Annotated in this window: 21 protein-coding genes and 7 tRNA genes; 21 read left to right on the forward strand and 7 right to left on the reverse strand. The window is 67.8% G+C overall.

Annotated elements, in window-relative coordinates:
• The first annotated feature begins 30 nt into the window (after nucleotides 1–30).
• The 4 genes from ABFO07_RS08415 (at nucleotide 31) to ABFO07_RS08430 (ending at nucleotide 4,690) form a co-directional block, all read left to right on the forward strand.
• Nucleotides 31–1,074, forward strand: coding sequence for a microcin C ABC transporter permease YejB (locus ABFO07_RS08415; RefSeq protein WP_059920241.1), 1,044 nt, complete (start codon nucleotides 31–33; stop codon nucleotides 1,072–1,074).
• An 87-nt stretch (nucleotides 1,075–1,161) separates the two neighbouring features.
• On the forward strand, nucleotides 1,162–2,259 hold the full coding sequence (locus tag ABFO07_RS08420) for an ABC transporter permease (RefSeq protein WP_059885722.1): 1,098 nt from the start codon (nucleotides 1,162–1,164) through the stop codon (nucleotides 2,257–2,259).
• The gene (locus tag ABFO07_RS08425) at nucleotides 2,256–3,881 is read left to right on the forward strand and encodes an ABC transporter ATP-binding protein (RefSeq protein WP_059565753.1); all 1,626 of its coding nucleotides are present in this window, start codon (nucleotides 2,256–2,258) and stop codon (nucleotides 3,879–3,881) included. The genes ABFO07_RS08420 and ABFO07_RS08425 overlap by 4 nt, the downstream gene beginning before the upstream one ends.
• Before the next feature lie 128 nt (nucleotides 3,882–4,009).
• Complete coding sequence (locus ABFO07_RS08430; protein ID WP_059885719.1) at nucleotides 4,010–4,690, forward strand: C40 family peptidase; 681 nt, start codon at nucleotides 4,010–4,012, stop codon at nucleotides 4,688–4,690.
• A gap of 105 nt (nucleotides 4,691–4,795) precedes the next feature.
• Here ABFO07_RS08430 and ABFO07_RS08435 read toward each other — a convergent pair whose 3' ends face one another.
• Entirely contained in the window at nucleotides 4,796–5,719 is a 924-nt protein-coding gene (locus ABFO07_RS08435) for a patatin-like phospholipase family protein (protein ID WP_059565755.1), read from the reverse strand.
• A gap of 288 nt (nucleotides 5,720–6,007) precedes the next feature.
• On the opposite strand from ABFO07_RS08435, the gene gltX reads away from it, so the two are divergent.
• The 9 genes from gltX (at nucleotide 6,008) to ABFO07_RS08480 (ending at nucleotide 9,334) form a co-directional block, all read left to right on the forward strand.
• The gene (gene gltX, locus ABFO07_RS08440) at nucleotides 6,008–7,417 is read left to right on the forward strand and encodes a glutamate--tRNA ligase (protein ID WP_060289259.1); all 1,410 of its coding nucleotides are present in this window, start codon (nucleotides 6,008–6,010) and stop codon (nucleotides 7,415–7,417) included.
• A 117-nt stretch (nucleotides 7,418–7,534) separates the two neighbouring features.
• A tRNA-Ala gene (locus ABFO07_RS08445) sits at nucleotides 7,535–7,610 on the forward strand.
• 136 nt (nucleotides 7,611–7,746) lie between these two features.
• Nucleotides 7,747–7,822: transfer RNA gene (locus ABFO07_RS08450), tRNA-Glu, on the forward strand.
• A gap of 80 nt (nucleotides 7,823–7,902) precedes the next feature.
• Nucleotides 7,903–7,979: transfer RNA gene (locus tag ABFO07_RS08455), tRNA-Asp, on the forward strand.
• A 64-nt stretch (nucleotides 7,980–8,043) separates the two neighbouring features.
• A tRNA-Glu gene (locus tag ABFO07_RS08460) sits at nucleotides 8,044–8,119 on the forward strand.
• A gap of 79 nt (nucleotides 8,120–8,198) precedes the next feature.
• Nucleotides 8,199–8,275: transfer RNA gene (locus tag ABFO07_RS08465), tRNA-Asp, on the forward strand.
• A gap of 63 nt (nucleotides 8,276–8,338) precedes the next feature.
• Nucleotides 8,339–8,414, forward strand: a tRNA-Glu gene (locus ABFO07_RS08470).
• Nucleotides 8,415–8,487: 73 nt separating this feature from the next.
• Nucleotides 8,488–8,564, forward strand: a tRNA-Asp gene (locus ABFO07_RS08475).
• Nucleotides 8,565–8,869: 305 nt separating this feature from the next.
• A complete protein-coding gene (locus ABFO07_RS08480; protein ID WP_059563501.1) occupies nucleotides 8,870–9,334 on the forward strand; it encodes a GNAT family N-acetyltransferase in 465 nt (154 codons plus the stop codon).
• Between the two features lie 15 nt (nucleotides 9,335–9,349).
• Here the strand turns inward: ABFO07_RS08480 and ABFO07_RS08485 are convergent, their stop codons facing one another.
• Complete coding sequence (locus ABFO07_RS08485) at nucleotides 9,350–10,228, reverse strand: AraC family transcriptional regulator (protein WP_060018080.1); 879 nt, start codon at nucleotides 10,226–10,228, stop codon at nucleotides 9,350–9,352.
• Nucleotides 10,229–10,406: 178 nt separating this feature from the next.
• Between ABFO07_RS08485 and rraA the strand changes: the two genes are divergently transcribed.
• Together rraA and ABFO07_RS08495 are read left to right on the forward strand one after the other, a co-directional pair.
• Nucleotides 10,407–10,901: a ribonuclease E activity regulator RraA gene (gene rraA / locus ABFO07_RS08490; protein ID WP_059563499.1), complete on the forward strand. Its 495-nt coding sequence runs from the start codon at nucleotides 10,407–10,409 to the stop codon at nucleotides 10,899–10,901.
• A gap of 35 nt (nucleotides 10,902–10,936) precedes the next feature.
• A complete protein-coding gene (locus tag ABFO07_RS08495) occupies nucleotides 10,937–11,356 on the forward strand; it encodes a gamma-glutamylcyclotransferase family protein (RefSeq protein ID WP_059885201.1) in 420 nt (139 codons plus the stop codon).
• A 156-nt stretch (nucleotides 11,357–11,512) separates the two neighbouring features.
• On the opposite strand, the gene aceB is transcribed toward ABFO07_RS08495, so the two are convergent.
• Nucleotides 11,513–13,105 carry a malate synthase A gene (aceB, locus tag ABFO07_RS08500; RefSeq protein WP_347468627.1) on the reverse strand — a complete coding sequence of 531 codons (1,593 nt, stop codon included), beginning with the start codon at nucleotides 13,103–13,105 and terminating at the stop codon, nucleotides 11,513–11,515.
• 70 nt (nucleotides 13,106–13,175) lie between these two features.
• Complete coding sequence (locus ABFO07_RS08505) at nucleotides 13,176–13,934, reverse strand: haloacid dehalogenase type II (protein ID WP_059885199.1); 759 nt, start codon at nucleotides 13,932–13,934, stop codon at nucleotides 13,176–13,178.
• A gap of 157 nt (nucleotides 13,935–14,091) precedes the next feature.
• Between ABFO07_RS08505 and ABFO07_RS08510 the strand changes: the two genes are divergently transcribed.
• On the forward strand, nucleotides 14,092–14,994 hold the full coding sequence (locus ABFO07_RS08510) for a LysR family transcriptional regulator (RefSeq protein ID WP_017331733.1): 903 nt from the start codon (nucleotides 14,092–14,094) through the stop codon (nucleotides 14,992–14,994).
• 177 nt (nucleotides 14,995–15,171) lie between these two features.
• Nucleotides 15,172–15,606, forward strand: a complete 435-nt coding sequence (locus ABFO07_RS08515; protein ID WP_059885212.1) for a universal stress protein — start codon at nucleotides 15,172–15,174, stop codon at nucleotides 15,604–15,606.
• 227 nt (nucleotides 15,607–15,833) lie between these two features.
• Here ABFO07_RS08515 and aceA read toward each other — a convergent pair whose 3' ends face one another.
• From aceA to ABFO07_RS08530, 3 genes are all read right to left on the reverse strand, one after another.
• Nucleotides 15,834–17,141 (reverse strand): isocitrate lyase, encoded by a 1,308-nt coding sequence (gene aceA, locus ABFO07_RS08520; protein ID WP_347468628.1) that lies wholly within the window; start codon nucleotides 17,139–17,141, stop codon nucleotides 15,834–15,836.
• Between the two features lie 389 nt (nucleotides 17,142–17,530).
• Nucleotides 17,531–19,084 (reverse strand): DEAD/DEAH box helicase, encoded by a 1,554-nt coding sequence (locus ABFO07_RS08525; RefSeq protein WP_059885195.1) that lies wholly within the window; start codon nucleotides 19,082–19,084, stop codon nucleotides 17,531–17,533.
• Between the two features lie 345 nt (nucleotides 19,085–19,429).
• Nucleotides 19,430–19,699 (reverse strand): acyl-CoA-binding protein, encoded by a 270-nt coding sequence (locus tag ABFO07_RS08530; protein ID WP_059563494.1) that lies wholly within the window; start codon nucleotides 19,697–19,699, stop codon nucleotides 19,430–19,432.
• 147 nt (nucleotides 19,700–19,846) lie between these two features.
• Between ABFO07_RS08530 and tsaB the strand changes: the two genes are divergently transcribed.
• The 4 genes from tsaB to ABFO07_RS08550 are packed head-to-tail and all read left to right on the forward strand — an operon-like array spanning nucleotide 19,847 to nucleotide 23,166.
• Nucleotides 19,847–20,614, forward strand: coding sequence for a tRNA (adenosine(37)-N6)-threonylcarbamoyltransferase complex dimerization subunit type 1 TsaB (gene tsaB, locus ABFO07_RS08535; protein ID WP_059809634.1), 768 nt, complete (start codon nucleotides 19,847–19,849; stop codon nucleotides 20,612–20,614).
• Nucleotides 20,611–21,108, forward strand: a complete 498-nt coding sequence (rimI, locus tag ABFO07_RS08540) for a ribosomal protein S18-alanine N-acetyltransferase (RefSeq protein ID WP_059809633.1) — start codon at nucleotides 20,611–20,613, stop codon at nucleotides 21,106–21,108. Before tsaB ends, rimI begins: the two co-directional genes overlap by 4 nt.
• Nucleotides 21,095–22,207, forward strand: a complete 1,113-nt coding sequence (locus tag ABFO07_RS08545) for a uracil-DNA glycosylase (RefSeq protein WP_347468629.1) — start codon at nucleotides 21,095–21,097, stop codon at nucleotides 22,205–22,207. The genes rimI and ABFO07_RS08545 overlap by 14 nt, the downstream gene beginning before the upstream one ends.
• On the forward strand, nucleotides 22,204–23,166 hold the full coding sequence (locus ABFO07_RS08550; protein WP_060270042.1) for a DUF1853 family protein: 963 nt from the start codon (nucleotides 22,204–22,206) through the stop codon (nucleotides 23,164–23,166). The genes ABFO07_RS08545 and ABFO07_RS08550 overlap by 4 nt, the downstream gene beginning before the upstream one ends.
• Nucleotides 23,167–23,177 lie beyond the last annotated feature (11 nt).

Here is a 23,177-nt window from a genome sequence, read left to right on the forward strand (position 1 = left end):
CCATTGCTTATCGATCGCGAGTCGACGCCTATGTGGAGCTACATCCTCAAACGCCTGCTGCTGATGATCCCGACGCTCGTCGGCGTACTGACGCTGACCTTCTTCGTGATCCAGTTCGTGCCGGGCGGCCCCGTCGAACAGGCCGTGCAGGAGCTGCGCAAGGGCGCGACGGAGCAGGGCGCCGTGCCGTTCGGGATGCGCGCGCATACGGGCGTCGACCCGCAGCAGGTCGCGCAGCTCAAGGCGCTGTACGGGTTCGACAAGCCGCCGCTCGAGCGCTACGTGCTGATGCTGAAGCGCTTCGCGCGCTTCGATCTCGGCGACAGCTACTTCCGCCACCAGAGCGTGTGGTCGCTGATCGTGCAGAAGCTGCCGGTGTCGATCAGCATCGGGCTCTGGACCTTCTTCCTCACCTACCTGATCTCGGTGCCGCTCGGCATCGCGAAGGCCGTGCGCAACGGCTCGCCGTTCGACGTCGCGACGAGCCTCGTCGTGCTCGTCGGCTACGCGATTCCCGGCTTCGTGCTCGGCGTGCTGCTGCTCGTGCTGTTCGGCGGCGGTTCGTTCTGGCAACTGTTCCCGCTGCGCGGGCTCACGTCGGACAACTTCGCGCAGCTGTCGATGGCCGGCAAGGTGCTCGACTACCTGTGGCACATCGCGCTGCCGATCACGGCGTCGGTCGTCGGCAGCTTCGCGGTGGTGACGATGCTCACGAAGAACGCATTCCTCGACGAGATCCGCCGGCAATACGTGCTGACCGCGCGCGCGAAGGGGCTGTCGGAGCGGACCGTGCTGTGGAAGCACGTGTTCCGCAACGCGCTGCTGCCGCTGATCGTCGGCTTTCCGGCCGCGTTCATCGGCGCGTTCTTCACCGGCAGCCTGCTGATCGAGACGCTGTTCTCGCTGGACGGCCTCGGGCTGCTGTCGTACGAGTCGGTCGTGCGGCGCGATTACCCGGTGGTGCTCGGCACGCTGTACCTGTTTACGCTGATCGGACTGGCGACCAAGCTGATCTCCGATCTGTGCTACGTGTGGGTCGACCCGCGGATTCAATTCGAGAACCTGGAGCGCTGACATGACGCACCTCGCACGACCGCGCTCTCCGCGGCGCTTCGATCATCCGGCCGCCCGCGCGCGCCGGGCCCTCCCGGAGGCGCGCGCATGAGCCAGGCCGCCGCCTCGTCCCGCCTCGACGCCGCCCGCGCGCGCGTGTCGCCGTCGCCCGTGCGCCGCGTGTGGCGGCGCTTCACGCAGCAGCGCCTCGGCTACTGGAGCTTCGTGATCTTCGTCGTCGCGTTCGCCGCGAGCCTCGCCGCGCCGCTGTGGTCGAACGACAAGCCGCTGGTGGTGCGCTACGACGGGCAGTACTACTTCCCGATGTTCAAGGCGTATCCGGAAACGACCTTCGGCGGCGACTTCCCGACGCCCGCCGACTATCTCGATCCGTACGTCCGCAAGCGCCTCGACGCGCCCGGCAACTTCGTCGTCTACCCGCCGAACCGCTACCACTACGACACGCTGAACTACTTCTCGCGCGTGCCGAACCCGGCGCCGCCCTCGCGGGAGAACTGGCTCGGCACCGACGCGCAGGGCCGCGACCTGCTGGCCCGGCTCGTCTACGGGTTTCGCGTGTCGGTCGAGTTCGGGCTGGTCCTGACGCTGATCGGCACGCTGCTGGGCATCGCCGCGGGCGCGGTGCAGGGCTTCTTCGGCGGCCGCATCGACATCGTCGGGCAGCGCCTGATCGAGATCTGGAGCTCGCTGCCCGAGCTGTACCTGCTGATCATCTTCGCGTCGATCTTCGAGCCGAGTTTCCTGCTGCTGATCGTGCTGCTGTCGCTGTTCGGCTGGATCGGGCTCGCCGACTACGTGCGCGCCGAGTTCCTGCGCAACCGCACGCAGGACTACGTGCGCGCGGCGCGCGCGATGGGGCTGTCGAACGCGCAGATCATCTGGCGCCACGTGCTGCCGAACAGCCTGACGCCGGTGATCACGTTCCTGCCGTTCCGGATGAGCGGTGCGATCCTCGCGCTCACGAGCCTCGACTTCCTCGGCCTCGGCGTGCCGCCGCCGACGCCGAGCCTCGGCGAACTGCTCGCGCAGGGCAAGGGCAACCTGGATGCGTGGTGGATCTCGCTGTCGACCTTCGGCGTGCTGGTCGCGACGCTGCTGCTGCTGACCTTCATGGGCGACGCGCTGCGCAATGCGCTCGATACGCGGATCTCCGACTCGGTGCGGGCTGCGGGAGGCCAGCGATGAACGCCTCGACGATGCCGCCGCCGGACGGCGAGCCGCTGCTGTCGCTCGAACGCCTGCAGGTGCGCTTCGGCGACACCGTCGCGGTCGAGGACGTGACCTTCGCGATCGGGCGCGGCGAACGCGTCGCGCTGGTCGGCGAGTCGGGCTCGGGCAAGAGCGTGACCGCGCTGTCGATCCTGAGGCTGCTGCGCGACGCCGAGGTGGGCGGCACGATCCGCTTCGCCGGCCAGGATCTCGCGGCGCGCAGCGAGCGCGAGATGCGCGGGCTGCGCGGCTCGGACATCGCGATGATCTTCCAGGAGCCGATGACCGCGCTCAACCCGCTGTATACGATCGGCGCGCAGATCGGCGAGACGATCGTGCTGCACGACGGCGTGACGGCCGCCGAGGCGCGCAAGCGCACGATCGCGCTGCTCGCGCGCACCGGCATCGCCGAGCCCGACAAGCGCGTCGACAGCTATCCGCACCAGCTGTCGGGCGGCCAGCGGCAGCGCGCGATGATCGCGATGGCGCTCGCGTGCCGGCCGCGCCTGCTGCTCGCCGACGAGCCGACCACCGCGCTCGACGTGACGATCCGCGCGCAGATCGTCGAGCTGCTGCTCGCGCTGCAGCGCGAGGAAGCCGAGAAGCGCGGGATGGCGATCCTGCTGATCACGCACGACCTGAACCTCGTGCGGCACTTCGCGCAGCGCGTCGCGGTGATGGAGCGGGGCCGGCTCGTCGAGAGCGGGCCGGTCGAGCGGATCTTCGCGGCGCCCGAGCACCCGTATACACAGCGCCTGCTGAACAGCCGGCCGCAGCGCGCGGTCGCGCCGGTCATGCCGATCGCGCCCGTGCTGCTCGACGCCCGCCATGTGAGCGTGCAGTTCGCGCGCAAGCGGCCGGGCATCGCCGGCTGGTTCCGCACGGCGCCGGTCACCGCGGTGGCGGACGTGTCGGTGTCGGTCCGGCAGGGCGAGACGCTCGGCATCGTCGGCGAGTCGGGCTCCGGCAAGTCGACGCTCGCGATGGCGCTGCTCGGGCTGCAGAAGACGGCGCACGGCGAGATCGAATTCCAGGGGCGCGCGCTGTCGAGCTATCGCGGCCGCGAGCAGACCGCGCTGCGCTCGAACCTGCAGGTCGTATTTCAGGATCCTTACAGTTCGCTGTCGCCGCGTCACACGATCGAACGGATCGTCGGCGAGGGGCTCGAGCTGCACCGCCCGGACCTGTCGGCCGACGCGCGGCGCGCGAAGTCGCTCGCGGTGCTGCGCGAGGTCGGCCTCGACCGCACCGTGATGCATCGCTATCCGCACGAATTCTCCGGCGGGCAGCGGCAGCGGATCGCGATCGCCCGCGCGCTGGTGCTCGAGCCGCGCATCCTGATCCTCGACGAGCCGACGTCGGCGCTCGACGTGTCGATCCAGCAGCAGGTGCTGAAGCTGCTCGCGAATTTGCAACAGAAATACAACCTCGGCTATGTGTTCATCAGCCACGACCTGGAGGTGATCGGCGCGATGGCGCACCGCGTCGCGGTGATGCAGGACGGGGCGATCGTGGAGTCCGGCGAGGTCGCCGACATCTTTGGCAAACCGTCACATCCTTACACACAAAAGCTGTTGAAAGCCGTCTGGAAAGCGTGATAGGCCGCCAATGGTCTGACCATCTCGATTGTATTTTTTAATTTGTTTTGACAAACGGATACGCGCTGGCTAGTATCGACCGAAATTTTCCGCCAATCAGCTGATTTTTAAGCACAATCCATCGACCAATGCAGCACCGATCCCTGACCCAGGCATGCGCGCGCGCCGTCGCCGGGATGTTTATCGGCGTCCTGTTGGCTGCGAGTTCCGGCGCGTTCGCCGACGAAGCAAGCAGTTTTAACCAGAATGCCGCATTCTCGACCCAATCCGGGTCGGCGTCCGCCCAGAATTCCCAAGCCAGCAGCCAGCCGTCGTCGGGCGGCGGCGCGAAGTCGTTCCTGTCCGGCATGGCGGGCAAGGCGGGCGACGTCGTCGTCGGCGCGCTGAACATGATCGGCGTGCGCTACCGCTGGGGCGGCAACACGCCGGATTCGGGCCTCGACTGCAGCGGCTTCGTCCGCTATGTGTTCCAGGACACGCTCGGCATGTCGCTGCCGCGCCGCGCGGAAGAGATGAGCCGGGTCGGCGAGAAGGTGCGCGTGAGCGAGCTGAAGCCGGGCGACCTGGTGTTCTTCAACACGATGCGCCGCACGTTCTCGCACGTCGGGATCTACATCGGCGACAACAAGTTCGTGCATTCGCCGTCGACCGGCAGCACGGTGCGCGTCGACGATCTCGACAGCACCTACTGGGAAAAGCGCTTCAACGGCGCGCGCCGGATCGAGTCGCAGTTTCCGATGAAGGCCGACGACCTGCGCCAGCGCGTGCGCGCGACGCTCGGCGACGATACGGCGAACGGCAGCAACTGAGCGTTCGCAGGCAGTTGGATCAGACAGAACCCTGTCGCCCGAAAGGCGGCAGGGTTTTTTGTTTTGGCGGTAGCGGCTGATGCCGCTGCCGCCGGCCGGCGTCGCTTACGCGGCCGCGCCGCGCGCTGCCGCGAGCTTGCGCTGCAGTTCGGGCATGATGCGCGCGACCGCTTCCTCGCCGGCGAGGATCGCCGCGTTGCGTTGGTTGAAGTCGCTGCCGCCCATCGCGCTGAGGTTCGGCCGGATCACGACGTCGGCGTACTTGTCGAGCTCGTAGGTCTTGATCGTCTGGCCCATGATCGTGAAGGTCTGCAGCAGCATCTCGATCGGGTTGCCGGTCGCCGCGCCGTCCGGGCGCGAAGAGATGTCGACCGCGATCACGAAGGTCGCACCCATCTTGCGCGCGTACGATGCGGGCACCGGGCTCACGAGCCCGCCGTCGACATACTCGCGGCTGCCGATCTTCACTGGCTCGAACACCGACGGCACGCTGCACGACGCACGCACCGCGAGCCCCGTGTTGCCCTGCTGGAACAGGATCGGCTGGCCGTTCTGCAGATCGGTGGCGACCACGCCGAGCGGCTTGGCCATCTTCTCGATCGGCCGGTTGTTCAGCGACTTGTTCAGGAAGTTCTGCAGCGCGACGCCCTGCAGCAGGCCGCGCGAGCGGAACGGCAGCGCCCAGTCGCTGATCGCGGTCTGGTCCATTTCGAGCGCGAGCTTGTTCAGCTGCAGCGCGTTCATGCCCGACGCGTAGAGCGCGCCGACGACCGAACCCGCGCTCGTGCCGGCGACGAGGTCGAGCGGAATGCCGCGCGCCTCGAGCCCCTTCAGCACGCCGATGTGCGCGAAGCCGCGTGCGGCGCCGCCGCCGAGCGCGATGCCGATCTTCACCGGCTTCTCGTGCGGCTGGGCCGTCGTGGCGGCATTGTCGGGGCGGCTCTTGCCGCCGAGCGACGTGCAGGCGGCGAGGCTGGCGGAAGCGGCGGCGATCGTGAATTGACGGCGCGACAGGCGAGGGGACGACATCGAGGGTTCTCCAGCGTCGGGCGGCGGGCGACGGGCCCGCCGCGGCGGTAGGTTCCGGGCGGCGGCGCGACATCCGCCGCGCGGCCGGCGCGGCGCCGGCTGGCGGCCGCGGCGCGCACATCATAAAGCAAGCGGCGCGCTTGGCGCGATGGGCGGCGCGGGTATAATTCCGGCTTCATTTCCGTTCCGGGCGCCGCCGGCTCCGTTACTGCATCCGCAGCAATCGGGCAGCCGCTGCCGGCCCCGCGTCGAATCATTCACGCGCCCCAGGCGTTCGAGTTACCGTTTATGACCCGTCCTGTCCGTACCCGCTTCGCGCCGAGCCCCACCGGCTTCATCCACCTCGGCAACATCCGCTCCGCGCTCTATCCGTGGGCGTTCGCCCGCAAGACGAAGGGCACGTTCGTGCTGCGCATCGAGGATACCGACGTCGAGCGTTCGTCGGTGGAGGCGGTCGACGCGATCCTCGAGGGGATGGAATGGCTTGGCCTGGATTTCGACGAAGGCCCGTTCTACCAGATGCAGCGGATGGACCGCTATCGCGAGGTGCTCGCGAAGATGCTCGCGGAAGGGCTCGCGTATCCGTGCTACATGTCGACCGAAGAGCTCGACGCGCTGCGCGAGCGCCAGCGCGAAGCCGGCCTGAAGCCGCGCTACGACGGCACGTGGCGCCCGGAGCCGGGCAAGGTGCTGCCCGAGCCGCCGGCCGGCGTGAAGCCGGTGCTGCGCTTCCGCAACCCGCTGACCGGCAGCGTCGCGTGGGATGACGCGGTGAAGGGGCGCGTCGAGATTTCGAACGAGGAGCTCGACGATCTCGTGATCGCGCGCCCGGACGGCACGCCGATGTACAACTTCTGCGTGGTGGTCGACGATCTCGACATGGCGATCACGCACGTGATCCGCGGCGACGACCACGTGAACAACACGCCGCGCCAGATCAACATCCTGCGTGCGCTGGGCGGCGAGGTGCCGGTGTACGCCCACCTGCCGACCGTGCTCAACGAGCAGGGCGAGAAGATGAGCAAGCGCCACGGCGCGATGAGCGTGATGGCGTACCGCGAAGCAGGCTATCTGCCGGAAGCGGTCGTGAACTACCTGGCGCGTCTCGGCTGGTCGCACGGCGACGCCGAAATTTTCTCGCGCGAGCAGTTCGTCGAATGGTTCGATCTCGAGCACCTCGGCAAGTCGCCGGCGCAGTACGACCACAGCAAGCTGAACTGGCTGAACAACCATTACATCAAGGAAGCGGACAACGCGCGTCTCGCCGAGTTGTCGAAGCCGTTCTTCGCGGCGCTCGGCGTCGACGACGCGGCGCTCGCGGCCGGCCCGGACCTCGTATCGGTGATCGGCCTGATGAAGGATCGCACGTCGACGCTCAAGGAGCTCGCGGAAGGCGCGGCGATGTTCTACCGCGTGCCCGCGCCGGAAGCGGATGCGCTTGCGCAGCATGTGACCGACGTGGTGCGTCCGGCGCTGGCCGAACTGGCTGCCGCGCTGAAGGCGGCCGAGTGGAGCAAGGAAGCGATCGCGGCTGCGCTGAAGGCGACGCTCGCCGCGCACAAGCTGAAGATGCCGCAACTGGCGATGCCGGTGCGCCTGCTGGTTGCGGGCACGACGCATACGCCGTCGATCGACGCGGTACTCATGCTGTTCGGCCGTGACGTCGTCGTGTCGCGTATCGAGGCCGCGCTGGCCTGAGGTCCGAGCCGTTGCGGAACCGTCGTTCGGCGGTTTCGCAAAAAAATCTGCTCGAATCGCAAAAAGGGTATTTACAAGTTCAAAGCAGGTCCATATAATCTCATTTCTGTTCTGCAAGGGGGTATAGCTCAGCTGGGAGAGCGCTTGCATGGCATGCAAGAGGTCAGCGGTTCGATCCCGCTTACCTCCACCAACAGAACAAACAAGTCGTGACGCGAAGCAGGGTAGTTAAAAAATGCTTCACAAAACGATTTAAAGCAGTTAGAATTTCGGTCTTCGCTGTTGATGAAAAATTAATAGCGAAAACCAGACAGATCTGAAAAGATTTTGTCCCCTTCGTCTAGAGGCCTAGGACATCACCCTTTCACGGTGAGTACAGGGGTTCGAATCCCCTAGGGGACGCCAGATTCAGCGGCGTTTCGTTGGAAGTGTCGCGAAGCCGGCAGGAACGTAACCGACGTCCTGCGGGTAGGGTGCAGAAAGCTGGAGCGGTAGTTCAGTCGGTTAGAATACCGGCCTGTCACGCCGGGGGTCGCGGGTTCGAGTCCCGTCCGCTCCGCCAGAACGAAGCCCGCTCAAGAGGTGTTTTGAGCGGGCTTTTGTATTAAAGGTGTAAGCAGTACGTTGTCCCCTTCGTCTAGAGGCCTAGGACATCACCCTTTCACGGTGAGTACAGGGGTTCGAATCCCCTAGGGGACGCCAGATTCAGCGGCGTTTCGTTGGAAGTGTCGCAAAGCCTGCAGGCGCGCAGCAATGTTCTGCAGGTTGGGTGAAGAAAGCTGGAGCGGTAGTTCAGTTGGTTAGAATACCGGCCTGTCACGCCGGGGGTCGCGGGTTCGAGCCCCGTCCGCTCCGCCAGAACGAAGCCCGTTCAAGCGTCTTTTGAACGGGCTTTTGCATTAAAGATGTAAGCAGTATGTTGTCCCCTTCGTCTAGAGGCCTAGGACATCACCCTTTCACGGTGAGTACAGGGGTTCGAATCCCCTAGGGGACGCCAGATTTCGGCGTCGTTCGAACAAACGATGCGCCGGCAGGAAGCAACCGACGCCTGCCAGGCAAGCAGCAAGACTGGAGCGGTAGTTCAGTCGGTTAGAATACCGGCCTGTCACGCCGGGGGTCGCGGGTTCGAGTCCCGTCCGCTCCGCCAAAACAATAAATGCCCGCCTCGTGCGGGCATTTTTGTTTGTGTCGTTCGGTCGTGCCCGCTTGCGGGCGCGTGACTGCGGAGTGGAGGAAGCCGCCTGCGCGGCTTCCGGCGGGAGTCGAAGGGATGCGCCTGCAGGCGCATCCGCGGCCTGCGGGATGTAGGCGAGTCCCGTCCGCTCCGCCAAAACAATAAATGCCCGCCTCGTGCGGGCATTTTTGTTTGTGTCGTTCGGCTACGCGAAAACCGCGATTGCATCCGCATCGGACTGCGCTATCTTGGCGGGATGCGTCCCTGACCCTTGCGCGATGCTCGATCCTACCGACCTGCGAATCCTGTACCAGCTCCGCCCCGCGGAGCCCGGCGATTTTCCGTTTGCCGAAGCATTGACGCACGGCAACATGGGCGGCTATTACAAGCGCCACGGGCTCGTATGGCGCAGCGACCTGTTCTACGCGAGCTGGCGCGAGTCCGAGAACTTCATCCTCGAAGCCGACGGCGAACGCATCGGCGTGCTGCGCATTACGGAAGAGGGCGATTCGCTGCATATCCGCGACGTACAGATCGCGGCCGGCCATCGCGGGCAGGGCGCCGGCACGTATCTGCTCGAGATGTCGCATCGCTGGGCGAGGGCGCGCGGGCTGAGCGAGCTGCAGCTGCGCGTGTTCGTCGACAATCCCGCCGCGCGCCTCTACCAGCGCATGGGCTATCGCGTGACCGGCGCGCGCTTCGCGCAACTCGGCTCGATCCGGCACATGGTGCGGCGAGTCTGATGCGAGGGCGCGGCGTCAGCGTCGCGCGTCCGCCGTGTCGTCGGGCAGATGCTCGTCGTCTCCCGCAGGGTTTTCGGCGGCCTCGTGTTCGTGGCCGCGCAGCATGAACGCGCGCGGGCTCTCTCCGAATGCCCGCCGGAACATCGCGGAGAACGCACTCTGGCTCTGGTAGCCGAGCTCGCGCGCGATATGCGACAGCGGGCGCCCCTGGTTCAGGAGCGGGATCGCGCGCGCAAGCAGCGCCTGCTGCCGCCATTGCGAGAAGCTCACGCCGAGCTCCTGCTTGAACAGCCGCGAAACCGTGCGCGTGCTCGCGCCGATTTCGCTCGCCCAGTGTTCCAGCGATTCCGCATGCGCAGGCTGCGCGAGCATCGCCTCGCACAGCGTGCGCAGCCGTTTCTCGTCGGGCATCGGCACGGCGAGCGGCAACGGTTCGGCGCGGCTCAGCTCGTCGAGCACCAGCGCGCAGAGCATGCGCTCGCGCGTCGCGCTCAGGTCGCGCGCATCGAGCGCGACGACCAGCTCGCGCAGCAGCCCCGTCACCTCGACGACGCGACACGCGTCGAGCCCGTCCGGCACGATCGACGCGTCGATGTACAGCGTGCGCAGATAGGCATCCTCGACGATCACGACCTCGTGGGTCACGCGCGGCGGCACCCAGATCGCCCGCGACGGCGGCACCATCCACGTCGTGCCTGTCGTCGCCATCCGCAGCACGCCGCGGGACGCGTACGCGAGCTGCGCCCACGCGTGCGTGTGACGCGGCACACGCACGCCGGCGGGAAGCGGCCGTGCGCGCACGCGCATCGGATGAGCGGGAGTCGGCGCGAATTCCGGTGGAATGTCGATGACGTCCTGATGGGCGCGCTCGTCGGCGCGGGCGGGCGAATTCATGGGCGATTCGGGCGATACGCAGCGATGCCGCTATTGTAGAAGGCGCCGTGCAAACGCACGCGGTGGTTTTTCCGCCGATAATGCAGCGTTCGAATGCCCCTTGCATGGACCCCGCGTGTGAACCACGCGACCGAATCGGGCGCAGGCGCGCCGGGTTCGATCGACAGGAGACGATGACATGACGTTTGCCACGACCGACCTCTGCGATGCCCACGAAGGCCAGCTCGCGGCCGGCACCTTGCGCGTGCTCGAGCCGGCGCTGCGCCCGTACGGCGGCGCGGCGCGCTTCGCGGGCCCCGCGGCGACGCTCAAGCTGTTCGAGGACAACACGCTCGTGCGCGCGGCGCTCGAGCAGGACGGCGGCGGGCGCGTGCTGGTCGTGGACGGCGGCGGCAGCCGGCGCTGCGCGCTGGTCGGCGGCAACCTCGGTGCGCTGGCCGAGAAGAACCATTGGGCCGGCATCGTGGTCTATGGATGCGTGCGCGATTCCGAAGAATTGCGCGCCTGCAACGTCGGCGTGCTCGCGCTCGCGACGCATCCGCGCAAGAGCGACAAGCGCGGCGCCGGCGAACGGGATGTTCCCGTCACGGTGCTCGGCACGCGGATCGCCCCCGGCGAATGGATCTACGCCGACGAGGACGGCGTGCTCGTCAGCGCGACGCCGCTGACCTGACACGGCAACCCACGAATCGAAGAAGGAGGAACACGATGCGCCACGTTTTCGTCTACGGCACGTTGAGAGCGGGAGAGGCCAACGATATCGGCCACGCGGCGGCGAAGCATGGCATCGCCGCGCCGACGCTCGTCGGTGCGGCCGCGTTGCCGGGCGAACTCTACGATTGCGGCACGTATCCGGGCATGGTCGCCGCGGCCGATGCCAGGGCGCTCGTCTGGGGCGACGTCTACGAAGTGGACGAGCGGCTCGTGCCGGTGCTCGACGAGATCGAGCGCGTCTATCCGGGCGTCGACAGCCTGTTCAAGCCCGAGACGGCAACCGTCGAGCTGGGCGGCCGGCAGTACGCATGCCTGTATTACCCGATTGCCGCGCACGCGGTGACGGACAAGCCGCGCATCGCGTCGGGCGACTGGGTTCAGCATCGGCGCGAGCGTGAACGCGTGAGCGCGTGACGGTCGACGCAGCATGAGAAAAAGGCGCCCGAGGGCGCCTTTTTCGTGTGCCGTGCGCGGTGTGAAAGGTGCGACCGCGGGCCGCGCCCAACCGGCCGCGCCCAACCGGCCGCACCTGGCCGGCCGCACCTAGCCGGCCGCACCTAGCCGGCCGCGTCAGATCTCCTCGTACAGCGGCAGCGTCAGGAACTCCGTGAAGCCTTCCGACGTAGACATCTGCTCGAAGATCGCCGCGGCGCGCTCGTACGGCTGGGTGTTGCCGCCGACCGACTTCTTCACGTTCTCGAGCTCGGCCTTCGCGTAGTCACGCACGAGCTCCGCGGTCACCTTGCGGCCGTCGTCTAGCACGCCCTTCGGCGAACGGATCCACTGCCACACCTGCGAACGGGAAATCTCGGCCGTCGCCGCGTCTTCCATCAGGTTGTGGATCGGCACGCAGCCGTTGCCGTCGAGCCATGCGCCGAGGTAGTGGATGCCGACGTTGATGTTGTTGCGCAGGCCGGCCTCGGTGATCGGCGCTTCCGGCTGGAAGTCGAGCAGGTTCTTGCCGTCGACCTGCACGTCGTCGCGTTGCTTGGCGATCTGGTTCGGCTTGTCGCCGAGCACCTTGACGAACTCTTCCATCGCGATCGGCACGAGGCCCGGGTGCGCGACCCAGCCGCCGTCGTAGCCGTCGGTCGCGTCGCGCTGCTTGTCCGAGCGCACGCCGCCCATTGCCTTGTCGTTCGCTTCCGGATCGTTCTTGATCGGGATCAGCGCGCTCATGCCGCCGATCGCCGGCGCGTTGCGCTTGTGGCAGGTCTTCAGCAGCAGCAGCGCGTATGCGCGCATGAACGGCACGGTCATCGTGATCTTCGAACGGTCAGCGAGGCAGAAGTCGCGGTCGTTCTTGAACTTCTTGATCGCCGAGAAGATGTAGTCCCAGCGGCCCGCGTTCAGGCCCGAGCTGTGCTCGCGCAGCTCGTACAGGATTTCGTCCATCTCGAACGCGGCGAGGATCGTCTCGATCAGCACGGTCGCGCGGATCGTGCCGCGCGGCACGCCGACCGCTTCCTGCGCGGCGACGAAGATGTCGTTCCACAGGCGCGCCTCGAGATGGCTTTCCATCTTCGGCAGGTAGAAGTACGGGCCCGAACCGCGTGCGATCAGCTCCTTCGCGTTATGGAACAGGAACAGCGCGAAATCGAAGATGCCGCCGGACACGCGCTGGCCGTCGACCGTCACGTGCTTCTCGTCGAGGTGCCAGCCGCGCGGGCGCACGATCAGCGTCGCGACCTTGTCGTTCAGCTTGTACGACTTGCCGTTCTGCTCGAGCGAGATCGTGCGGCGAATGGCGTCCTTCAGGTTGATCTGCCCGTCGATCTGGTTCGTCCAGCTCGGCGCGTTCGAATCCTCGAAGTCCGTCATGTACGAATCGGCGCCCGAGTTCAGCGCGTTGATGATCATCTTGCGCTCGACCGGACCGGTGATTTCGACGCGGCGGCATTGCAGGTCGGCCGGCAGCGGCGCGACCTTCCAGTCGCCTTCGCGGATCGCCTTCGTGTCGGCCAGGAAGTCGGGGCGCTCGCCGGCGTCGAGGCGTTTCGTGCGTTCGGCGCGCGCCTGCAGCAGCATCTGGCGGCGTGGTTCGAACGTGCGGTGCAGCGCCGCGACGAGCGCAAGGGCGTCGGGCGTCAGGATTGCTTCGTAGCCCGGGCGAATCTCGCCGGTAATCGCCATGCCTTGCGGCAGCGTGAGCGGGGTGGTCATGAGTCTCATCTCCTTGGTCGGTCAGTTGCGGTTTCGGTAAAGGGGGAAGTGGCCGGCAGCGATGCAGGCGTTACGCGCCCGGGCCGGGGCGCGCGCGGCTGGCAGGTCTGCCGGACGGAGCCGGGGTGGCGAGGAAAGCGAGCAGGTCGGCCATGCCGGCGCCGGTGCCGTCCGGCGGCGCGCCGAGTTCCTCGGCGGGCGCGCCCGTGCGGTTGAGCCAGAACGTCGTGTAGCCGAACCATGCGGCGCCCGTCACGTCCCAGCCGTTCGACGACACGAACACGATGTCGCGCGGGTGCGCCCCGAACGCGGCGGTGCCGAGCGCATAGGCGGCCGGGCACGGCTTGTACGCGCGCACCGCATCGACCGACAGCACGCGGTCGAACAGGCCGTTCATGCCGGCGCTCTTGATCGCGATGTCGAGCATCTGCGGGTTGCCGTTCGACAGGATCGCGAGTTGCGGGCGCGGGTCGAGCGCGCGCAGCTTGCGCAGCGCGGGCACGGTATCGGGATAGGTGGACAGGCACGCATATTCGTCCATCAGGCGTTTCTCGGCGGCGCTGTTGAGCGCGAGGCCGAGCGCGCGCGCGGCGAAGCGCAGCGCGTCGAGCGTGATGTCCCAGAACGGGCGGTAGCGTGCGCCGGCCGGATCGGCGAGCGTACGCAGCTGCGAGTATTCGATTTGCTTGCGTCGCCACAGCTGCGACAACCGTTCCCCGTGGCCGGGGAACATCTGCTCTGCCGCGGCCACGACCGCATGCACGTCGAACAACGTGCCGTATGCGTCGAAGAGAATGGCGTCAGGAGAGAGTGTCGTTGTGGCCGACATAGCCTTGCGCTCCAGTATCAGAGGTCGGAAACGATTTTATTCGTGCTCGTCAGTGCTAAAAAAGACGCTAAACATCACTTGATCTTTTACTTTCATATACCTAATCTGGAGCCGCTTCAGTCAATATGAGGGACGGTTGGCGCCGTCCTCCCGATTCATGGACCGGTTCAAACAGATCGAAACGTTCGCCGCGGTCGCGGCGAAAGGCAGCCTGTCGGCGGCCGCGCACGCGGAAGGGGTCGCGCCGGCGATCATCGGCCGCCGGCTCGACGCGCTCGAGGAGCGGCTCGGCGTCAAGCTGCTGGTGCGCACGACGCGCAAGCTCACGCTGACCTTCGAAGGCTCGGCGTTCCTCGAGGATTGCCAGCGCATCATCAACGACATGCAGAACGCGGAGGCGAGCGTGTCCGCGGGCGGCGTGAAGGCGAGCGGCCACCTGCGGATCTCCGCGCCGGCCGGTTTCGGCCGGCGGCACGTCGCGCCGCTCGTGCCCGAATTCAGCTGCGCGCATCCGGACGTGTCGGTCACGCTCGACCTGTCCGACCGGATGGTCGACCTCGTCAACGAGGGCTTCGATTGCGCGGTGCGGCTCGGCGAGCTGCCCGATTCGTCGCTGGTGTCGCTGAAACTCGGCGAGAACCGCCGGGTGTGCGTCGCGTCGCCGGCGTATCTCGCGCGGCGCGGCACGCCGGCGACGCTCGCGGAGCTCGCGCGGCACAACTGCCTTGCGCTCGCCGCGAACGCGAACCAGCAGCGCGGCTGGGCATTCCAGGAGGACGGCAAGGTCGTGTCGATCCGCGTGAGCGGCATGATGGAGTGCTCGGACGGCGCGGTGCTGCACGAGTGGTGCCTGGCGGGCCACGGCCTCGCGTGGCGCTCGTGGTGGGAAGTCGGCGAGGACATCGCGGCCGGCCGCCTCGTCAGCGTGCTCGACGCGTTCGCCGCGCCGCCGATCGGCATCCACGCGGTGTTTCCGCAGCGCCGGCACCTGCCGTTGCGCGTACGGCTGTTTCTCGATTACCTGAAGCACACGTACGAGCGGCCCGGTTATTGGGGCTAGCGGCAGCGGGGCGAGCGGCGCGGACGCCCGACCCGCGTGTTTCCGATATGAGGGCGAACCCGCTGCCCCGGCTGGCGGCACGTTTTCGCACACTACAATCGAAACAGGCATACCGGTGGCGTCGCGGCCGCGGCAGGCGGCGCGGCGCACAACGTGCGATTGACGATGGAGGGCGCGATGTTCAAGCACATCCTCGTTCCGACCGACGGGTCCGACCTGTCGAAGAAGGCGATCGACGGCGCGATCGATCTCGCCCGCGCGGTCGGCGCGCGCGTGACGGCCTATGCGTGCCTGCCGCAGTATCCGTACTCGCCGTTCTCGGAGGTGATCATCGAGCCGCCCGCCGATTTCCGGGCGCGCAGCGAGCGCGAGGCACGCACGCATCTCGACGAGGTGGAATCTGCCGCGCGGCAGGCGGGCGTCCACTGCGACACCTGGACGAGCGTTCATCCGTCGCCATACCTCGGCATCATCGAGGCGGCCGAACGAGGCGGCTGCGATGTGATCTTCATGGCGTCGCACGGGCGACGCGGGCTCGGCAGTCTGCTGATCGGCAGCGAAACGCAGCGCGTGCTGACCCATACGAAAATTCCGGTGATCGTCTATCGGTAGGCCAGGCACCGGCCCGCGCGATGCGGGGCGGGCTTTCCGGCCGAGGCTGAAAGCAGCGCAGGCCGGCTGGGCCGGCGCGCGTCGTCGTGTGCGGCCCGCAGGCCGCGCGGCGGGTCGCGCGCCTGCCGTCGCGCGCCCGCCGTCTTCTCCCTGATGCTCTTTCGTGATTCGGGCGCCGACGCCCGCCGCCGCATGACCGGCGGGCGTCGGCATGACGCCGGGGCGTCTCAGGCGACCTTCTTGCCGTCGAAGAACTGTTCGTCTTCGGTCGAGCCGTGCAGCGCGGTCGTCGACGCTTCGCGTTCGACCGTCTGCGTCACCGCGTCGAAGTAGCCGGTGCCGACCTCGCGCTGGTGCTTCACCGCGGTGAAGCCCTTGTCCGCTGCCGCGAATTCGGCCTGCTGCAGCTCGACGAACGCGCTCATCTGCGTGCGGGCGTAGCCGTGCGCGAGGTTGAACATCGAGTAGTTCAGCGCGTGGAAGCCAGCGAGCGTGATGAACTGGAACTTGTAGCCCATCGCGCCGAGTTCCTTCTGGAACTTCGCGATCGTCGCGTCGTCGAGGTTCTTCTTCCAGTTGAACGACGGCGAGCAGTTGTACGACAGCATCTTGCCCGGGAACTGCTTGTGGATCGCTTCCGCGAACTTCTTCGCGTACTCGAGATCCGGCTTGCCGGTTTCGCACCAGATCAGGTCGGCGTACGGCGCATACGCGAGGCCGCGCGAGATCGCCTGTTCGAGGCCCGGCTTCGTGCGGAAGAAGCCTTCGACCGTGCGCTCGCCCGTCAGGAACGGCTTGTCGTTGTCGTCGATGTCGGAGGTGATCAGATCCGCGGCTTCCGCGTCGGTACGGGCGACCAGCACGGTCGGCGTGCCCATCACGTCCGCTGCGAGACGTGCCGCCGAGAGCTTCGCGACCGCTTCGCGGGTCGGCACCAGCACCTTGCCGCCCATGTGGCCGCACTTCTTCACCGATGCGAGCTGGTCTTCGAAGTGGACGCCCGATGCGCCGGCTTCGATCATCGCCTTCATCAGTTCGAACGCGTTCAGCACGCCGCCGAAGCCGGCTTCCGCGTCAGCCACGATCGGCGCGAAGAAATCGACGTAGCCCTCGTCGCTCGGGTTCTTGCCTTCCGACCACTGGATCTGGTCGGCGCGCGTCAGCGTGTTGTTGATGCGCTTGACGACCTGCGGCACCGAGTTCGCCGGGTACAGCGACTGGTCCGGGTACATTTCGCCCGCGAGGTTCGCGTCGCCCGCGACTTGCCAGCCCGACAGGTAGATCGCCTTGAGGCCGGCCTTCACCTGCTGCATGGCCTGGTTGCCGGTCAGCGCGCCGAGCGCGTTGACGAACGGTTCGTTGCTGATGAGGCCCCACAGCTTTTCCGCGCCGCGCTTGGCCAGCGTGTGCTCGACCTGGATCGAGCCGCGCAGGCGGACCACGTCCTCAGCCGAGTAGCTGCGCTTGATGCCTTTCCAGCGCGGATCGGTTTCCCATTGCTTTTGCAGTTCCTGTGCCTGTTGCTGACGCGACATGATGTGCTCCTTGACATGGTGTTGCCTGAATCGGATGAATCCGAAGACGGAGACGCTTTTCACGAGGCGGAGAGCGTGGCGTTCCGTTTCGTGAAGTCTTGTATAAGAGTCTAGGCAAACAGGGAGTCGCGAAACAGGGGCTTTTTCAGGAAGTCTTGAAAATTTAAATCGTTATAATTCAGTATCTTGAATCAGGCATTTCGTGATGAGAAATGGACTTTCCCATCCCGCAATATCGTGGGTTGTGCCACGCAGCATGATTTTTTACGACACAAAAAAATTTTTCGCATCGTGAAATGTTGGCCGAGGCGAAAAAAAACCGGCGCGGGTGCGCCGGTTGCGTGTTGCGGGGCGATCGACGGACGGCCGACGAGGCCGTCCGCATGCCGTCACGACGCCGAATTGCTGCGTCGCGGGCCGCCGCGCTGGCCGTCGCTGCGGCGGTTGCCGCCGTCGCGGCTGCCGCCCGGCTTGCCGCTCCAGCCGCCATTGCCGCCGCCGCCGCCGTAGCTGCGGCCGCTACCGTTGCCGTTGCCGTAACCGCCGCCCGGCTTGCCGCCGAAGCGACGGCCGCCACCGTTGCCGCCACCCGGACGGCCGCGGCCGCCGTTGCCGCGATCGTTGCGCGGGGGCGCCTTGCGCGGCTCGAAGCCTTCGATCACGTTGACCGGCAGCGGCGAGCGCACGAAGCGCTCGATGCGCTTCAGCGCGCCTTGTTCGGCGTGATGCACGAGGCTCACCGCGATGCCCGAGCGGCCCGCGCGGCCGGTACGGCCGATGCGGTGCACGTAGTCTTCCGCGAACTTCGGCAGGTCGTAGTTGAACACGTGCGTGATGCCGGGAATGTCGATGCCGCGCGCCGCGACGTCGGTCGCGACGAGCACGCGCACGCGGCGCTCGCGCAGGGCGCGGATCGTGCGGTTGCGTGCGCCCTGCGGCAGGTCGCCGTGCAGCGCGGCCGATTCGAAGCCCGCGTCCGCGAGGCGGCCGGCGAGCTGGTCGGCGTCGATCTTGGTTGCCGTGAAGATGATCGCCTGGTCGAGCGCGTTGTCGCGCAGCAGGTGATCGAGCAGGCGATCCTTGTGGTCGCGGTCGTCCACGTAGTGCACGGTCTGCGCGATGTTCGCGCGCGACTCGAGGCGCTGCTGGATCTCGATGCGCTCCGGATCCTTCAGCAGGCGGCTCGTCAGCGAGCCGATCTTGCCGTCGAGCGTGGCCGAGAACAGCATCGTCTGGCGCGATTCGGGCGTGGCGTCGACGATCGTCTCGATGTCTTCGATGAAGCCCATGTCGAGCATGCGGTCAGCTTCGTCGAGCACGAGCATCTTCAGTTCGGACAGGTCGATGCGGCCGCGCTCGAGGTGGTCGAGCAGGCGGCCCGGGGTCGCGACGAGGATTTCAGGGTTCTTCGCGAGCAGCATCAACTGCTGGCCATAGGCGACACCGCCGAGGATGCTGACCGTGCGCAGGCGCTTCAGGTGCTTGCCGTACGTCGATGCGGCCGTCGTGACCTGCATCGCGAGTTCGCGGGTCGGCGTCAGCACGAGGAGGCCGGGGCGTGCGACCGGCTGCGGACGGCGGACACGGCGATCGCCGTTGTTCGGTTCGCGCGGCGCGCGCGGCTGCTGCGCCTGCGCCTTCTGGAGCTGCGCGAAACGCTCGATCGCGGGCAGCATGAAGGCTGCGGTCTTGCCCGAACCCGTCGGGCTCGACACCAGCAGGTCGCGGCCGGCGATGCCGGCCGGAATCGCGCGCTGCTGCACCGGCGTCGGCTTCACGTAGCCGGCGGCCTCCAGCGCGGAGACGATCTCCGGCGACAGCCCGAGCGACGCGAAGGTCGGCTCGTCGGCGGCCGGCGCGGCTGCAGCCTGCGCGGCGTCGTCGAGACCGAGTGCCTTGTCGGCGGTCGCGTTGAGGGGGCTGGTGGAAATGCTCGAAGTCATAACAATCCTTGAAACACAGTGGGTGAAACGTCGGCGCCAATCGCGCATGCCCAAGTTGTCGGATTCAACGAGCAAATCGGAAAACGGGTGCAATCCGCCAGTCACGTGGCGGATGAGGCTAGAAGCTGTTTTGGGTGCGGCGTGCTATGACAGCGTTGCCGCCAGCCTGATAAGTGACGGCCGCGAGAGCCGAAGCAGGAAGGGGACAGGTTCTAAACCGGATTGGAGCTTAACGCAGCGAGGCGTCTGGCCGGACGGCCGATGGGCCGAGCGCGGATGCGACGCAGCGAGCATTATAGTGATTTTTGCTGCGCTGCGCCACCATTGTGTTGCGGCTGAATGCAATCAGGACGCGGTGCCGTTCTTCAGCGATTCGACGAGCTCGACGTATTGCTGCTTTGCGGCATCCTGCGACGTGCCTTTCAGCGCGTCCCATGCGTCGTACTTGTACTTGCCGACGATATCGGTGAAGCCCGGCTTGTCGCCGTGCGCGTCGCCGTCCGTCGCTTGCTTGAAGAGCGCATAGAGGCGCAGCAGCGTGAGGTTGCCCGGGCGCTCGGACAGTTGTTTCACGTCTTCCTGGGCCTGGTTGAACTGGGCGGTGATATCGCTCATCGGGTGTCTCCGTGGAGGTTTCAAGTCGGGCGATCTTAACAAGCGCGCCGCCGCGGCGGGTCGAGCGATCCTTCCAAACCGGCGCGTGCGCCGGGCCGGCATCATGGGCCGCGGCGATCGCCCGTGGGAGCGGGGCGCCGCATTACAATGTCGGCCATGATGCAAACAGTGCTCCTCGCCATCGATACGTCGACCGAATACTGCTCGGTCGCATTGCTGCGCTCGGCCACGGCCGAATCCGCCGCTTCCGCCCCACAAAGCTGGGTCCGCCACGAACTGACGGGCGCCGTCTCGAGCACGCGCGTGCTGCCGGCGATCCAGGAACTCTTCGCCGAATCGGGGCTGACGCTCGCCGACTGCGACGCGATCGCGTTCGGCGCGGGCCCCGGCTCGTTCACGGGCTTGCGCACCGCGACCGGCATCACGCAGGGCCTCGCGTTCGGCCGCGGGCTGCCGGTCGTGCCGGTCGGCACGCTGCTCGCGTGTGCCGAGCACGCGCGGCTGCGCGCGCCGGGTACGGCGCGCGTGCTGGCCGCGCTCGATGCGCGGATGGACGAGGTCTACTGGGCCGATTTCGCATGGGACGAAGCCGCCGGCGACTGGCGCACGCTGCACCCGGCCGCGCTCGATGCGCCCGGCGCGGTGGGCGTGCCCGACGTGCCGTTCACGCTCGCGGGCAACGCGGCCGCTGCGTTCGGCGCGCAGCTGCCGGCGCTCGCGCGCGCCGCGGCGGCCGACGGCGACGCGTTGCCGCATGCGCTGGCGGTCGCGCACGTCGCGCTGCGCGCGTTTCGCGCCGGGCGCACGGTGCCGGCCGACCAGGCCGCGCCCGAGTACGTGCGCGACAAGGTCGCGCAGACCACCGCCGAACGGATGGCGGCGCGCGCGGCCCGGCCGGGAGGAGCGCAGGGATGACCGGCGTGCTGCTGAGCGACCGGTATCTGTCGCCGATGACGGACGCCGATCTCGACGAGGTCGTCGAGATCGAGCGCGCCGCCTACGAATTCCCGTGGAGCCGCGGCAACTTCGAAGACTCGCTGCGCAACGGCTACTTCGGCGTGTGCCTGCGTCACGTGACGGGCGCACTCGTCGGCTATTGCGTGCTGATGCCCGTGATCGACGAGATGCACCTGCTGAACCTGTGCGTCGCGCCGGCCGCGCAATGCTCGGGCGCCGGGCTCGCGCTGCTGCGCGAGGCGGTGCGCATCGCGCAGGCGGAGGGGCTCGAAGGGGTGCTGCTCGAGGTGCGGCCGTCGAATCCGCGCGCGATCCATCTGTACGAGCGCTTCGGCTTCGTGACGATCGGGCGGCGCAAGAACTACTATCCGGCGCGGCATCGCAGCCGGGAGGACGCGATCGTGATGCGTCTGACGCTGAACAGGGACGGAGGCGCGCATGGCGTGGGCTGAAGCGGCACTCGAGGAGATGGGGCTGACGCACCGCTGGGTGCGGCGCGGGCTGAACGCAGGCGAGGTGCCGGCGGCACCCGGGCAGGAGGCCGTGACGCAGGCGGCGGGAGAGCAGGTGGAAACGCCCGTCGGCGTCGCTGCAGGAGAGATCCCGGCCGCGGCGGCCACGCAGACGGCCGCGCGGCCGGCCGACGCGCCGCCGCGACCGGCGCGCGTTTTCGCCGAAGCGGGCGGAGCGGCAGCGGTGCGTGACGAGGGCGGCGCGCGATTGCCTGCCGCGTCGCCCGCGCCGCAAGCTTATGCAGATGCGGATCCCGCAGCCGGCCGCCGCGCGATGCCCGCGCAACCCGCATCCGCCGCGCGCGGCGACGATTTCGCACCGCCTGCCGACGCACCGCCGCCCGCCGACGACGATTTCGCGTGGTTCGACGCAGCCCCGCCGGCGGACCTTGCACCCGCCGCGGACCTGCGCCCAGCCGAAACACCGGTCGCGGAACTCGACTGGGACGCGCTCGCGGCGCGCGTGGCCGACTGCACGCGCTGCGGCCTCTGCGAGAAGCGGACCAACACCGTGTTCGGCGTCGGCGATCGCGAGGCGGACTGGATGCTGATCGGCGAGGCGCCGGGTGAGAACGAGGACAAACAGGGCGAGCCGTTCGTCGGCCAGGCCGGCAAGCTGCTCGACAACATGCTGCGGTCGCTGTCGCTCGAACGCGGCGACAACGTCTACATCGCCAACGTGATCAAGTGCCGCCCGCCCGGCAACCGCAACCCGGAGCCGGACGAGGTCGCGCGCTGCGAGCCGTACCTGCAGCGCCAGGTCGCGCTCGTGAAGCCGAAGCTGATCGTCGCGCTCGGGCGTTTCGCCGCGCAGACGCTGCTGAAGACGGACGCCAGCATCGCGTCGCTGCGCGGCCGCGTGCACACGTACGAAGGCGTGCCGGTGATCGTCACCTACCACCCCGCCTATCTGCTGCGCAGCCTGCAGGACAAGGCGAAGGCATGGGCCGACCTGTGCCTCGCGCGCGATACGTTCCGTGGGGCGGCCATCCGTGGGGCGGCCTCCGGCGAGGCGAACGGCGAGCGGTCCGCGCCATGACGGCCGGCGCGGCGTCGTCGTTCGTCGAAACGCTGCGCGATGCCGCGGTCCGCGATCTGGCATGGCTGCTGTCGAGCCCGGACCTGCTCGCCGCGGCGCCCGGCGCGCCGCTCGCGCGGCCGTGGGCCGATGCCGCGGAGCGGGCGGCGGCCGAGGCATGGCTGGCCGCGCTCGACGCGGCGCCCGAGCCGCTGCATCGCGCGCTCGAGGGGCTGCGGCCGGTCCGGCTCGGCCGCTACGCCGAATGCCTGCTCGAATACTTCCTGACGCACGGGCCGTCGCTGCGGCTCGTCGCGGCCAATCTTGCGCTGCGCAGCAACCGCCAGACGCTCGGCGAGGTGGATTTCCTCGTCGACACGCCCGGCGGGCGGCGCCTGCACTGGGAACTCGCGGTGAAGTGCTATCTGTGCGCGCCCGTGCAAGGCACGGCATCGCTGGCCGACTTCGTCGGACCGAATCTCGTCGACCGCTTCGATCGCAAGCGCCGCCGGCTGATCGATCACCAGCTGCGCCTGAGCGGGCGCGACGGTTTCGCGCTGCTCGGCTACGGCAAGCCGTCCGATGCGCAGATGTTCATCAAGGGATGGCTGTTCTACCCGCATGGCGCGCCGTTGCCGGATGTGCGCGAGGAAGTCGCGCCGGACCATCCGCGCGGCTTCTGGCTGACCCGCGCGCAGTGGGCGGCGTGGGCCGCCGCGCTGCCGGAGGATGCCGCGTGGGCGGTGCTGCCGCGCCTTGCGTGGCTCGCGCCGCGGCGCATCGCAAACGGTGCCGGCGCGCCCGAGCCGCTTGCGGCGGCACAGGCGCTGCCGGCCGTCCTGTCGGCGCGCGAGGCGCCGGCATTGATCGGGGTCTATCGGCCGGACGTCGACGCCGCGTGGCGTGAGACGGCCCGCGGGTTCATCGTGCCGGACGACTGGCCGGAGCAGGCGCGGGCGTTTGCTGCAAAGGCGGACTGACGCTGCGCGGG

Origin of the sequence: Burkholderia stagnalis (assembly GCF_039848545.1) — a bacterium.
GTDB lineage: Bacteria > Pseudomonadota > Gammaproteobacteria > Burkholderiales > Burkholderiaceae > Burkholderia > Burkholderia stagnalis.